Annotated in this window: 11 protein-coding genes; 3 read left to right on the top strand and 8 right to left on the bottom strand. The window is 43.7% G+C overall.

The window, feature by feature from the left end; translation table 11 throughout:
* On the top strand, positions 1 to 183 hold a 183-nt coding region (locus CRENPOLYSF2_RS19020), incomplete at its 5' end, for a hypothetical protein (RefSeq protein WP_217884080.1).
* Positions 184 to 507: 324 nt separating this feature from the next.
* Here CRENPOLYSF2_RS19020 and CRENPOLYSF2_RS06875 read toward each other — a convergent pair.
* The 6 genes from CRENPOLYSF2_RS06875 to CRENPOLYSF2_RS06845 all read right to left on the bottom strand — a co-directional run bounded on the left by CRENPOLYSF2_RS06875 (position 508) and on the right by CRENPOLYSF2_RS06845 (position 5,368).
* Positions 508 to 792, bottom strand: a complete 285-nt coding sequence (locus CRENPOLYSF2_RS06875) for a HigA family addiction module antitoxin (protein ID WP_087143212.1) — start codon at positions 790 to 792, stop codon at positions 508 to 510.
* Positions 793 to 804: 12 nt separating this feature from the next.
* Entirely contained in the window at positions 805 to 1,083 is a 279-nt protein-coding gene (locus tag CRENPOLYSF2_RS06870; RefSeq protein WP_087143211.1) for a type II toxin-antitoxin system RelE/ParE family toxin, read from the bottom strand.
* 616 nt (positions 1,084 to 1,699) lie between these two features.
* Positions 1,700 to 2,137, bottom strand: a complete 438-nt coding sequence (locus CRENPOLYSF2_RS06865) for a hypothetical protein (protein ID WP_087143210.1) — start codon at positions 2,135 to 2,137, stop codon at positions 1,700 to 1,702.
* Between the two features lie 185 nt (positions 2,138 to 2,322).
* A complete protein-coding gene (locus CRENPOLYSF2_RS06860; RefSeq protein ID WP_087143209.1) occupies positions 2,323 to 2,757 on the bottom strand; it encodes an SRPBCC family protein in 435 nt (144 codons plus the stop codon).
* Positions 2,758 to 3,127: 370 nt separating this feature from the next.
* The gene (locus CRENPOLYSF2_RS06855; protein WP_087143208.1) at positions 3,128 to 3,952 is read right to left on the bottom strand and encodes a methionyl-tRNA formyltransferase; all 825 of its coding nucleotides are present in this window, start codon (positions 3,950 to 3,952) and stop codon (positions 3,128 to 3,130) included.
* A gap of 456 nt (positions 3,953 to 4,408) precedes the next feature.
* On the bottom strand, positions 4,409 to 5,368 hold the full coding sequence (locus tag CRENPOLYSF2_RS06845; RefSeq protein ID WP_140396820.1) for a hypothetical protein: 960 nt from the start codon (positions 5,366 to 5,368) through the stop codon (positions 4,409 to 4,411).
* Positions 5,369 to 5,521: 153 nt separating this feature from the next.
* On the opposite strand from CRENPOLYSF2_RS06845, the gene CRENPOLYSF2_RS06840 reads away from it, so the two are divergent.
* Positions 5,522 to 6,529 (top strand): integron integrase, encoded by a 1,008-nt coding sequence (locus tag CRENPOLYSF2_RS06840; RefSeq protein WP_087143205.1) that lies wholly within the window; start codon positions 5,522 to 5,524, stop codon positions 6,527 to 6,529.
* Positions 6,530 to 6,674: 145 nt separating this feature from the next.
* Here the strand turns inward: CRENPOLYSF2_RS06840 and CRENPOLYSF2_RS06835 are convergent, their stop codons facing one another.
* A complete protein-coding gene (locus CRENPOLYSF2_RS06835; protein ID WP_087143204.1) occupies positions 6,675 to 8,357 on the bottom strand; it encodes a TolB family protein in 1,683 nt (560 codons plus the stop codon).
* A 672-nt stretch (positions 8,358 to 9,029) separates the two neighbouring features.
* Between CRENPOLYSF2_RS06835 and CRENPOLYSF2_RS06830 the strand changes: the two genes are divergently transcribed.
* Positions 9,030 to 9,980: a class I SAM-dependent methyltransferase gene (locus CRENPOLYSF2_RS06830; protein WP_245807931.1), complete on the top strand. Its 951-nt coding sequence runs from the start codon at positions 9,030 to 9,032 to the stop codon at positions 9,978 to 9,980.
* 279 nt (positions 9,981 to 10,259) lie between these two features.
* Here CRENPOLYSF2_RS06830 and CRENPOLYSF2_RS06825 read toward each other — a convergent pair whose 3' ends face one another.
* A complete protein-coding gene (locus tag CRENPOLYSF2_RS06825) occupies positions 10,260 to 12,863 on the bottom strand; it encodes a glycosyltransferase (RefSeq protein ID WP_087143202.1) in 2,604 nt (867 codons plus the stop codon).
* Positions 12,864 to 12,886 lie beyond the last annotated feature (23 nt).

The raw sequence follows: 12,886 nt of genomic DNA, 5'->3' as shown, positions 1-12,886 counted from the left end.
TGCGGACCCGCATGGTGGGTGGTGTGGGGGCTGGGGGTTAGATGCCCCTGGCTACCCGATTATAAGGCCAAACATATGCACAAAGGCCAAACAACCACCGGACAAAAATGCCAACCGAAACCACGAAAGCCAATAAACCAAGGACTCGCGGCTTACACCTTGTGCGGCCCACGCACTATATAAGTAACTGCAAGTTACCATTGCCGCACAAGGTGTAAACACACTCCTACTGTGTAGCACCGCCGATGTTTCGGCCAAACCTGAACGTGCCAAACGGGCAGGGAAGATAATTTTCCCACGGCGGCCAACCACTTTACGAAAAGAAGCCCACCAAAAGACTGTACCGATAACAAGAAAAACGCCCCAAACGGGAACAAAGGTATAACGTAAGCTAACCGGCTGGCCAGAGAGCTGTAAATAAAACTGGGGTATCAAGGCCAGTCTGGTTGAGCGCCCCGTTATGCTGCTAAACCAACACAGAACTAAAAAGCCCCTGTGCCACAACAGCTAAGCAGCCACGCGATGAACACCCAAAGTTTCGCGCTTAGCTTCCAATTGCCACAAATCATAAGCCGATTGAGCAGAAAGCCATGATTCGGCACTTTTCCCAAACGCCAATTCCAATCGAACTGCCATTTCAGGACTGACACCCGTTTTACCATTAACTATAGAAGAAACAGTTTTTCGGGTGACATTCAATTGTTGGGCTGCTTGGGTAATAGTCAATCCTAATGGTTGCAACCAGAGTTCATAAAGCATTTCGCCAGGATGTGGGGGATCATACATTCGCATAAACACGACTCATTAGTGGTAGTCCAGATAATCGACAACGTAGGCGTTGCCATCCTCAAAGCGAAAAACAACCCGCCAATTCGCTTGAACTGTAACAGACCAAAAACCTTCAAGATCACCTTTCAATTGATGTAAGCGTAGAGCTGGAGCATCTAAATCACTCAACTGATGAGCATCGTTCAACAATGCCAAAATTAAACGTAACCGCTTGGCATGAATAGGTTGGATTCCACTTTGAGTGCTAGTGGTAAAGAATTTTTCCAGGCCTTTGTGATTGAAGCTTTTAATCATGCTTCAAATTGTAACTTCTTAGGTTACACGAAGCAACATATACCAGTTACAAGGCATAACGTTTGACATGAGGGGCGGCCAAGGGCGCTAGCCCTTGGACGTCCCTCTCGATGGAAGGGTTAGGCGGCTGACAAGCACGGAAGCTTGCTGCCAGAAGCCTGAGCGCACTGTAGAGGACACGCGGGGGCTTGACCGAAGGCTTATCGGGCTGCGAGCCGACAAGCGCGCGAGACTTGCGCAGAGTGCCCGGCGCACCGAGTGAGCACAGGGGACGAAGAAAAGTGCGTGCTGAGAAGCAAACGCTTGGTGGCGAAACACAGAAGACGGCGCGTAACCGAAAAGCCGAAGTAGCCTCGCGCGAACCTCTAGACCGACCCTTGAGTGCAAGCGACGGCCCAACCTCCTGACTGAACTGCTCCAGTTGCTTCGGTGCTGACCAGGCGCGAATGCGGTGACACCTTAAAGCGCTGCTGGCCGAGGGCTGTGCGTTTCGCATTTTCTGCCGCCTAACGTTTGACATGAGGGGCGGCCAAGAGCGATAGCTCTTGGACGTCCCTCTCGATGGAAGGGTTAGGCCGCACGCTTCTGCGACGGACTGATTTTTGGATGCCTGCGCTCATGCTTGACCAACACTCAGGTGAGACAGGGGCGCTAGCCCAGCGATATAGGAACCGAGATAGTGCAGCAACTCGCCTGCCTGCTCTGCCTTCTTGGCTGCAAGCTCGGCCCGGTTTCGTTCGGATGGTTTGACCTGTTCTTCAGCGTAGCTACCCAGCAGCGCCGAGAGTTCTTCAAGCGCTTCGATCTCGCCGAGCCTAGCGGCATGAAACTTCAATTGAAGTGCGCGTTCCTGCTCTTTAGCACCGCCAGAACCAACAAACATCATTTCAGCGAGTTCTCGCATAGCCCTTGGATGACGAAGTCTGGTGGCTTGCTCGAATGAAGCTCTGGCTACGGCAGCGTTTGCTCCGGAATCAGGCCCGCGCCAGTTGTATCGCATTCCTTCCTCGTACAGAAACTGCGCGCGGTCGTTGGAGTTCGATGTTTCGTCCATGTGATCTCCTCTCGGCGGAAAGTGGTCTTCGTGCTGCCTAACGTAAAGCTAAGGGGCGCGCCTTTCACGGAAGACTGGCGAAGCCACCGGAGCCGGAAAAACAACAAACCTTCAAAACCGCCACGAAAAGGCGCGTCCCACTTGAGCGTAATGTTAGGCCGAATGGACGTTGGGTCGCCAAACAACTACCCGGCTTCTGCCTTACATTTAAGTTGATTAAGCCAAGCTACTAATGATTCGTCGAGGGTTCTCTGCATTGATTTACGCATGAGTTTTACAAGCCACCCCTCAAATGATTCTGACGTGCGAACTAACACGCCATCTGATGTAGACTGGAAGCTCCAGACATGAATTGCACGGGTTCCGATTGCATTGCCCGTCCATACAAGTTTCGTCATCGTCTGAATTTCCTGAAGCGTAGAAACGATGGTTATTCCGCCACTCTTCCAGTTGAAGGTTGTTCCAATATCAAAAGAACCATTTAGCTTTGCGCTTTTTATTGCTGGATTCCACTTAGGCCAGTGGTCAATTTCTGCGACAAGACTCCAAATTTTTTGCGCTGGCGCTTTGATGAGAAGTTCATGCGTCGCGATAGCAGGAGCTAGTCTATTGATGTCCATATGGTTTCCTAAAAATGCCTAACGTAAAGCTAAGGGGCGCGCCTGTCACGGAAGATTGGCGAAGCCACTGAAGCCAAAAAAATAACAAACCTTCAAAACCGCCACGAAAAGGCGCGTCCCGCTTGAGCGTAATGTTAGGCCACCAAACATAGGAAGCTATTCAGTGCATAACGAAAACACATACATTAACCATGAGATTTGTAAAATTAGGGAAATATCTATCAGGTTAAAGTTTTTTATTTTTGCTCGGTATACCTTTAAACTTTTTTGGCTGACCGCCTCCGCCCATATCAAGTATCAAGACAAAATAAGAAATTAACACCTTTATTACTTTAAGCATAATATTTATCCATATTCCTCAAAAGCTACGTTAAACCAAATATTCAGAAAAAAACCTTAGACAGACAAGCCCATCTGATGCTGCTACAACCACCTCTTTATTTGTTTCGTGAACAACACTGCCTATTTCGTAATTGTGATTTTGTTTCCAAACACTCAAATCTCTAATGACCCAGATTTTTTCAGCAAAATTTGCTGTTGATTCTAACTTACCGAAAGCACGAGCAATCCTATCTATATTATCAACACTATCATTCCATTTTATGGTTTGTTTATCATCACTGGGAAACGCCCAATAACTTCCTTCACCTTGTGGCTTCGAGTTTATCCAATACTTGTCAAAATCAAACATAAGTCGCTGAAGTATGTCAATTGCGACTATTTGGCTTTTGCATGATATGGATTCTAAATTATCTTTTTCTGAAACTGGGTACGAACCCTGAATCAAAATATCCCCTGAATCAAATTTTTCGTTTAGTTTATGGATAGTTACCCCACTTTCTACTAGTTTATTTAGTATAATGTACGGAAGCGGCCAAGGTCCCCTTCCTTGCGGAAGTAAGGTAGGGTGAATATTTATTCCTTTAAGATCATTTATGATAGGAATTTTATAAGGGTAGGCCGCTGATACTATGAGTTCACAACCTGAATCGACAAGTTTTTGTATATCGTTTTCTGTTGCCTTGCCGAATTGAACAGGAATGGACTTATTTGATAATAAGTCAGTTATTTTATAATTAAAGTTATAAGTATTATCCGTTTTGTATGTAAAAACCTTAATGATTTCATTATCATTGTTTAACAGATACTCTAAGCATTTCCAAAAGAAGTCGTAACCAAAATAGGCAATTTTCATATGGTCATCTATAAATGTAAAGCATAATATGATTAGAAGATAAGAACGATTCAAAATCTATCTTCGTTGTTTTATGTTTAGGGTAGTCAATAACAATATGCTTTTTATATGGATCAATAAAATTTATTCTTTTTCCTGAATCATATATTTCGCAAACAAAATGACACCAAGAGTCTTGTATGCCATACAACTGGTTACAAGTAACATAGTGCAGCATTACCCCGTTTTTTTGTTTTTTTAATGGTTCAATATTTTTTTTAGCTATTAAATTTTTATGGTATGTATACCAGAATGGGTTTATGAAGAAAAACCACGGAATATACATTGAGAAACTTAGCCCATCTTTTTTTAAGTTGCGTATGATGTCGTTAAGAGTACGTATATTCTCATTCCTTTCTTGAATAAAGAAAAAAGAAAGTAGTGCTGAATAAATAGCTTTTCCACAATTATCACGAGTTAGGGTACATTCCACCATGCAAATACATATCCATCTTTTGGAAGAAGCCACCCATTATGCTCAAATTTTTTAACACCACCATCTGAGCTTAAATCAACGGGATTAGATTTTATACCTGTTCTTGTAAATGCCGAAACTGTTATTTCAGGTGATAGATCAGAGTAATCAAAGGTAATTCCTCCCTTATTAGATGGAAACTCAGCTGTAATTGTTATCACGCTTTCTTTTTCGACAGGAATGGTTACTTTGTAAGTAATCATTGCCATTGACTCAATTTCTTTATCTAAGCTGCATGTAAATATAATTATTTCACCATTATTTTTTTCTTCACGGTTCAAATCGTGAATCATCCCTTCGATAAGTAGATTACCAATCGTATAGTCTCCGGAATTAACCGCGTAACTAAAGTCTGTTTCGTCGTTATACCAAACAAATTCATTATTTAAGCATTCGTCAGCTATTAATGGTAAACTGCGCTTATTAGTGCTTTGTGTTATTCTATAAATAGTAAATTTTACATCTTTCTTAATATGAGACTTTTTATATTTATATGTTAAATCACACATTAAAATGTCGTTTGTAGCTGGAAATCTTCTTAACTTAACTTGTACATCATGGTCTGCACAGTATACTCCCTTATAATGAGCAATATCTTTAAGAACTTCTAGCATGAAACTAGGGTTTGATATTTCATTTAATGTTTTTAGCCTGTTAGACTCTTTAGCTTTATAAAAGTAAGTGAATATTATTGCAGCAAAAATATTTGTGACTATTGTAAATGCAGTTAGACTAAAAAATTTAACATCCGCAATAGTATTTTTTAATGCTGCATCTAACTTAAAATCATCCACCGAAAGGCGATATAAAACAAGCACCCCAACCCATAATAATGAGGATGCTACTATCATCAATTTTGAAGCCTTCTCTTGCTCAATAAATAGTTCATCTATCTTTTTCACATACTGTCTCCATCGTAACATTCATAGCCTAACTAATACTAGACATCCTAATTGACGCAAAACATTACGTCATTAAGTTGTCTAAATAATTTTAAAAAGTTAAAATAGTTTTAATTTCATTGATGTAAAAGAATTTAGCATATCCTAAATTAAATGCAATACCCTTCAGAAAATATACCTGCACAAGCGCCAAAACTACTCGATCAAGTCAGAGGAAAAATTCGTCTTAAGCATTACAGCATTCGTACTGAACAAGCATATACGGACTGGATTAAACGCTTCATTCTGCATTTTGGTAAAAAGCACCCGCGTGACATGGGGGCAGCAGAAGTAGAACAATTTTTAACACATCTAGCCGTTAAGGGAAAGGTGTCTGCTTCTACCCAAAATCAGGCCAAATGCGCGATATTATTTCTCTATAAAGAAGTATTAGAGCTGCAATTGCCCTGGCTGGATAATGTTGAACATGCCAAAACACCCAGGCGCTTGCCCGTCGTATTAAACCGTGATGAAATCCAGGCGATTTTGTCGCGACTAACCGGAACGCATTGGCTGGTGGCAAGCTTACTGTATGGAACGGGGATGCGCATTATGGAGTGTTTGCGCTTACGCATACAAGATGTCGACTTTAAACGTCATGAGATTCTAATCCGCGATGGCAAGGGCTTTAAAGATCGCGTCACCATGCTGCCTGTTTCTTTAGCAACAGCGTTACAAACTCATCTTGTAGCAGTGCGGCGATTACATGAAAACGATTTGACACAGGGGTTTGGCGCAGTGTACATGCCGTATGCCTTAGAACGTAAATATCCAAACGCCGCCAAAGACTGGATGTGGCAGTATATTTTTCCTGCAGGCAAAATTTCAACTGATCCACGCACCCAAATACAACGTCGCCATCATGTACAAGAACAAGCCATACAGCGGGCAGTTAAACAAGCCGTACGCGATGCCAATCTGACTAAACCCGCTACACCACACACGTTTCGACATTCCTTTGCTACCCATTTGCTGGAAAGTGGTTACGATATTCGTACCGTACAGGAATTATTGGGACATTCCGACGTTTCCACCACAATGATCTACACCCACGTCCTCAACAAAGGCGGGAAGGGTGTCAGTAGCCCACTCGACCGGATTATGAGTGATCATAAAATGTAAAGCGCATTTATATCTGAACTCGTCTCAAGCCTCTCCCGCTGGAGAAGGCGCAAGCTGGTAGATCGTGGGTCTTAACAATGGCTTTTAGTGTGCTTTAAGCGTGTTGCCCGTTTGTTATATTTTTAGCCGCTTTCTTCAATGAAAGCTACGGCTGTACAGGGGTTGATAACAAAACAGTATTGTTAAGTGGACTGTTATCTAGCGGGGTGGCAGTGACGGTGATTTGCTGGATAACAGGGCTATTGCTTGCTTTCATCACCACATCGGCAGTTATGCTTTTACCTGTGGCCAGCGTGCCAAGATGGCATAAAATTTCTGAGCTATAGCGTGTACATGTCCCTTGGCTGGGTTTAATGCTAATAACACGCCCAGACCCAGATGTAATATGCAATAAGCTCACATCAGCAACATTTGAGCCTGTGCTGGTAATCGTGTAACTGTAAATGCCGGTGCTATTGTTTTTTAGCGTGAGTGGTTTCTTTTTAACAGCTATTTTTACATCGCTAGTCTGTGCAGTATTGAGCAAACGATCAGCAACAAAAACATCTGTTAAATAATTAGAATCGCCTGCGACCAAATTGGTTGCATCTGATAAAAATGCCACATGCCGCCCTGTGGCACTGACAAAAGGTCGCCAACTGCCATCATTACCCTGTTCGCCATTCGAAGCAACGCTGACCCGCGTTACTTGTTTTTTAACCAGGTCATTAATAAAAATATCCGCACTGTCATTATTATCGCCAGCACCAAGGTTACTGGCATACGATCGAAATGCCACATAAAGACCATCGGCGCTCACACTGCTATCAAAACTCTCGTCATTACCTTGCACACCCGTTGGCAAATAACTAATGCGCGTGGTTTTTTTATTCAATCGATCATACATAAAAACATCACTGTTTTCATTGCTATCACCCGATACCAGATTAGATGCTGATGATTCAAATGTGACATAACGGCCATCGGCATTAACACTGGGTTGCCAACTCCACGCATTACCTTGTGTGTCATTGCTGGCTAAGCTAACGCGGCTGGTTTGCTTGGTCCAAGTATCATAAACAAACACATCCACGTTATCATTGGTATCGTTTGCTACCAGATTTGAGGCTTCGGAGTCAAACACCACAAAGTGGCCATCCGCACTCATACTGGGGCTATTCCAGCCACTGTTATTATTGCCTTGCATAGCGTTGGATGCCACACTGGCGCGGGTGGTTTGTTGGGTGGATTGATCATAAACAAAAATGTCACTGGCTTGGTTGGTGTCGCCTGCAACCAAATTAGTGGCATCGGAATCAAATGCTACATAACGGCCATCGGCACTCATAGCCGCACTGTTCCAGCCACTGTTATCATTACCCTGTTTGTTATCGGATGATACGCTGGCGCGGATGGTTTTTTTAGTTGAGCGATCATAAACAAAAACATCAATAACGTCATTGGTATCATTGGCTACCAAATTAGACGCTTCAGAAGAAAAGCTAACATAGCGACCATCGGCACTGATACGCGGTAACCAGCTCGATTTATTACCCTGCACACCGTTCGCATCCAGGCTAATCCGCGTGGTTTTATGGGTCAGAAGATCGGAAATAAAAATATCATGCGCATTATTGGTGTCGGCCGCCACTAAGTTAGATGCCAGCGAAGTAAAGGCTACATAACGGCCATCGGCACTGATACTGGGGGCATCCACCGATTGATCATTTGCTTGTCTTTGCCCCGATGATAGGTTAGCGCGTGTGGTTTGTTGAGCAAAGGCAGGCATAGCGGACAAATAAAAAAATACAGCTGTGCCACAATAAAACAGTGTTCTGTGGAAGGACATAGGTAGCCTTTAAATCGGTAAATGAGTGATAGTGCTGGGTGTGTAAAACGGTGAATTAAATGCGCTTATAGGCTCTGCATTTTAAAGAGATTGTTCGGCTACCCATTTAATAAGGGGACAAAATGTAATGCTACTGGTCTAGGTTGGGGTGACGCTAGAAATCCCAACACATAATGCGCCGTATCGTTGGAGTTCGTTACCTCACCCCAACCTATAAAATGTGTTCCAGCTTACAGTGTTTTCAACTTAGGACAGTTACAGCCACCGTTCGTGCTGAGCTTGTCGAAGCATGAACGGCACACTTCGACAAGCTCAGTGCGAACGGTTACGCTGTAACTATTGAATTGTGAAAACGCTGTAAACGGGTAGCCGATTGTTTTGACTGTGGATGGCAGAAGATCGCGTGATAACGAGCGGTAATTTTATCAATGTTCCGCATTGTTAGCCATATCTATAATACACTCAATGCTGTTTCGATTTTTCGGCCACCCGTTTAACAGGACAAAAATGATAATATTCAATTAGCTTGTGCAGTCTGCTGCTTGGCAATTCAACATTTAAAATTTTTGGCTGATGTTGAATTGAAAAAAACCTGATAATTTCACGTCTCGCACTTTTATCGCCCGCCAATGTTGCGCAAAAATAGCCCTCCCATGTTGTTTGGCTGATATAATGCCCAGCCTCCTAGACAGCACAAAGGGCTTATTTCAACTCATGCACACCCTGATATCCAATCAAGACAATCGAGAGTTATCTGTCGATGCCGATCTATCCGGCAAGGCATTACGTAAAGAAACCGCCGAATATTATGACGAATGTTATTGGGATTATCTGCTCACTTGGTGCAATCGGGATAACCTGGCGTACCACTATGGCTATTGGGATAAAACCACACCGTATCAGCATCACCAAGCCTTATTAAATAAAAACCAGATACTGTACGATGCTGCCGGTATTAAGCCCGGTGATCGTGTATTAGACGCAGGGTGTGGTGTCGGTGGTAGCAGTATTTGGATGGCAAAAAATTACGGCAATCGCGCCACGGGGATGACGGTCAGTGGCCAGCAAGCTATTTACGGTGCGCAACACGCAACACGGCAAGGTGTGGGTGAATTAGTTGATTTTGAAGTTGCTGACTTTTGCCAAATGCCCTTTGAAGATGAATCCTTTGATGTGGTTTGGGCATTAGAAAGCTCTTGCTACGCATTAAATAAAAGCGATTTTTTAAAAGAAGCCATGCGTGTGTTACGCAAAGGCGGTCGCGTGGTGGTGTGTGATGGCTTTTTTACCCGCCGTGAATTTAATGATGAAGAATGGCGAGAAATCATGATCTGTTTAAACGGTTGGGCCGTGCCTAATTTATGTCTGCGTGATGAGTTTGGTGGCATGTTGGAACAGCAAGGATTTCACAGTGTAGCCCTGCGTGATCTAACACCGCAAACAATGGATTCCATTGATTATATGCGTAATGTTGCCAAACGTTTGCGGCCTTTGCAAAAACTAGGCGAATGGTTAAGATTGCGCACCAAAGGCCAAACGGCTAATTATTTAGTCGGTGTTGCCCAGCATTATTTATTTACTAAAAACTTGACGGCCTATTGTATTTTTACCGCGCAGAAATAGTGTTTGCTTGGTAATACAGCGAGTTTAATCTATCATCAGTAGCTTGGGGTAACGGGCTACCAACTTAACGTCGGACAAAAAAACAATAACATTCAAGTAGGTTGGGCTGCCTGCTGTTTGGCAACCCAACATTTTACAAGGCCTTGGGAATGTTGGGTTGAGAAAAGCGTTCAACCCAACCTACATTTTGTCCCGTTTTAAGTTGGTAGCCGGGTAACGTTAGTAACCCCAAGTTACAGCAATAATATTGCCACTTGTCTCATCGTAACAGTGCGTAATTTACACATCATCTTCTTCTGCGAGCGCTTTTCCACCCAGCCCATAAGCTGGCGCAATACTCACCAGCAAGGTGATTAACGCCGCCAAATACGGTACAGATTGCACCGATAATACCGCTATCCACAACCGACCACTCAAGTTATCAAAATGCTCCAAGTGGTACATAAACCAAATCGCCGTACCCAGCAATGTCAACAATAGCAGCTCTTGGCGTATGGTTAATAAACCTGCGACCAGTGCGCCTTGTTTTTCAAATTTAGGCGTGCGCATAAACGGTTTACCGTTGGTAAACAAACCTTGAATAGTCCCTCTGGCCACTGTGTGCGTTAACGATAACCCCGATAACGATGCGCCCAGTGATTGCCAGATAGAGCAGGGCACGCGTGCTTGATAAAGCCATAAACTGCGGATGATTTTAAAGCTGAACAAACCAATCGTTGGTAATAAAAAGGCATTAACTGGCAATTCGCTGTGTAATGGATCGTAAAGTAACACGGCGGTTAAAATTAAACTCGTCGTGGTAAACAGCAATGCCAGCGCATCCGAAAACCAAGGCAACCAACCGGCAACAAAGTAATAGCGCTGCGCCGATGTTAACGGTGATTTTTTAGTAGGCAAGAAGCTTCGCCAATGGCCTTTAATAATCTGCATTGCGCCATATACCCAGCGGAAGCGTTGCGTCATATAGCCGGACATAGTATCGGGCATAACACCTTGGCCAAACGACTCTTTACAATACACCGAATCGTAACCGGCTTCGTATAATCTCAGACCTAATTCGCTGTCTTCACAAATACACCATTCCGCCCATTTGCCCACTTCTTGCAGGGCAGATTTTCGAATCATAGTCATGGTGCCGTGTTGAATAATGGCGTTATATTCGTTGCGCTGCACCATACCGATATTAAAAAATCCGGCGTATTCCCAATAACAAAAAGATTTAAAGGTATTTAGGTGGCGGTCACGGTAATCTTGCGGCGATTGCACAAAGCCGACGTTGTCATTATCGAAATAGGGCACCATACATTTAAGCCAATCGGGGGACAACATATAATCACTGTCGATAACGGCAATAATTTCGGCATCGCTGGCGGTTTGCTCTAGCGCATGGTTGATAGCGCCCGCTTTGAAGCCTGGCCAGTTTTCCAAATGGAAAAACCGAAATTTAGCCCCCAAGCGCTGACAATCTTCACGTACCGGCTCCCAAATCGCTGGATCTTTGGTATTGTTATCCATCACCAACACTTCAAGATTCGGATAATCCACTCGATCTAGCGCTTCCAGTGTTTTACGCACCATCATGGGTGGTTCATTATGAATGGGCAAATGCAGGGATACCTTGGGGTATTTAAATTCAGATGTCGGTTCTAATGGCGTAAACGTGCGTGCGGTTTTTCTATGCCAAACGACCTCGGCAATTTCCAAGCTTTCAATTAAAAGAATGACCGCTGCCAACATTTGCATTAATACCAGCAATACCCAGAACACAATAGTGACAGGCGTTTGGTATTGCTGAGCGCCTATGGATAGCGTCCAAAAAATAACTGACGCGGCGAGGTTAGCAATCAGGCCAAAAAACAGCAGACCGGGTAATTTTAAATTAGTGCGCGTAAATAAAAACAAGCCCATTAACACAACACTGAACAGCGCAGCGCCTACCGCCCAATGTTCCCAGGCAGGCAAGGAGAATACCACGCCATCCATTGAATATTTGGCTTTGCGTTCGGCATCAAAAATCCCCCAGTAGGCACCAGCTGAACCTTCATCTGACATTTTCCACGGTTGATCGAAGGCCTCAATAACGTAATAAGCAATCTGTTCTTTGGCGGCGCGATTTAAAAACTCACGCAAAAAACGCGCTTGATTGGCTCTGGAAGCAGTCGCGTGTTTAAACGGTTGGCCGTCGGAAGGCCAGCCCACTTCGGTGATAATAATAGGTTTGTTGGGGTAAGCCTGTTTTAAGGTGTTATAGCGATCAAATACATAATCGACCGCTTCATTAGCAGCAATGCCTTCCCAGTAGGGCAGGATATGTACACCAATAAAGTCAACTTCTTTCACCAATTCTGGGTGGATTAGCCATTTGTCCCAGGTTTCTGATGTGCTTACAGGCCGCCAGGTGCGTTTTTTAACTTCACGGATATAGTCTATCAGCAAATCTTCGGTGATTTCGTTGCGTAACAAGACTTCGTTACCCACCATAACGCGGACAATTTTAGGATTGTCTTCACGGCTGATCTTAATAAGTGTCTCGATTTCTTGACGATTTTTTTCTAAATCGCCACCAATCCACGCACCAACGGTTATGTTCAGTCCATGTTTAGCAGCCAGTTCTGGTACTTTATCCAAGCCTTTTAGCACGCTGTAAGTACGCACTGCATGTACTTTATTGGCGAGTAGCGCTAAATCAGCCTCAATTTCAACCGGGTCGTGAAAGATTTTGGTTTTTTGGGTATCATCTTTACGCATGGGGTCAAAAGTCACCCCCATCGTGGTCTTAGTCCAGGGCTGAAATTGCAGCGGGTAATTAATATAGCTCCAAATGCTAAAATTAATGACGACGAGTAATACCAGTGTAAGCAGCGTAGCTATTTTTGTTATCATTGGGGTACTTTGGAGTTTTCGTT

It is taken from the genome of Crenothrix polyspora, from assembly GCF_900163755.1.
GTDB classification, from domain to species: Bacteria; Pseudomonadota; Gammaproteobacteria; order Methylococcales; family Methylomonadaceae; genus Crenothrix; species Crenothrix polyspora.
This window is presented reverse-complemented; position numbering and strand designations above follow the sequence as displayed.

What these genes read in the sequence shown, in the direction of transcription:
- CRENPOLYSF2_RS06875 (WP_087143212.1), bottom strand. Translation starts at nt 792, where the DNA reads ATGCGAATGTATGATCCCCCACATCCTGGCGAAATGCTTTATGAACTC.
- CRENPOLYSF2_RS06870 (WP_087143211.1), bottom strand. Translation starts at nt 1,083, where the DNA reads ATGATTAAAAGCTTCAATCACAAAGGCCTGGAAAAATTCTTTACCACT.
- CRENPOLYSF2_RS06865 (WP_087143210.1), bottom strand. Translation starts at nt 2,137, where the DNA reads ATGGACGAAACATCGAACTCCAACGACCGCGCGCAGTTTCTGTACGAG.
- CRENPOLYSF2_RS06860 (WP_087143209.1), bottom strand. Translation starts at nt 2,757, where the DNA reads ATGGACATCAATAGACTAGCTCCTGCTATCGCGACGCATGAACTTCTC.
- CRENPOLYSF2_RS06855 (WP_087143208.1), bottom strand. Translation starts at nt 3,952, where the DNA reads ATGAAAATTGCCTATTTTGGTTACGACTTCTTTTGGAAATGCTTAGAG.
- CRENPOLYSF2_RS06840 (WP_087143205.1), top strand. Translation starts at nt 5,522, where the DNA reads ATGCAATACCCTTCAGAAAATATACCTGCACAAGCGCCAAAACTACTC.
- CRENPOLYSF2_RS06835 (WP_087143204.1), bottom strand. Translation starts at nt 8,357, where the DNA reads ATGTCCTTCCACAGAACACTGTTTTATTGTGGCACAGCTGTATTTTTT.
- CRENPOLYSF2_RS06830 (WP_245807931.1), top strand. Translation starts at nt 9,030, where the DNA reads ATGCCCAGCCTCCTAGACAGCACAAAGGGCTTATTTCAACTCATGCAC.
- CRENPOLYSF2_RS06825 (WP_087143202.1), bottom strand. Translation starts at nt 12,863, where the DNA reads ATGATAACAAAAATAGCTACGCTGCTTACACTGGTATTACTCGTCGTC.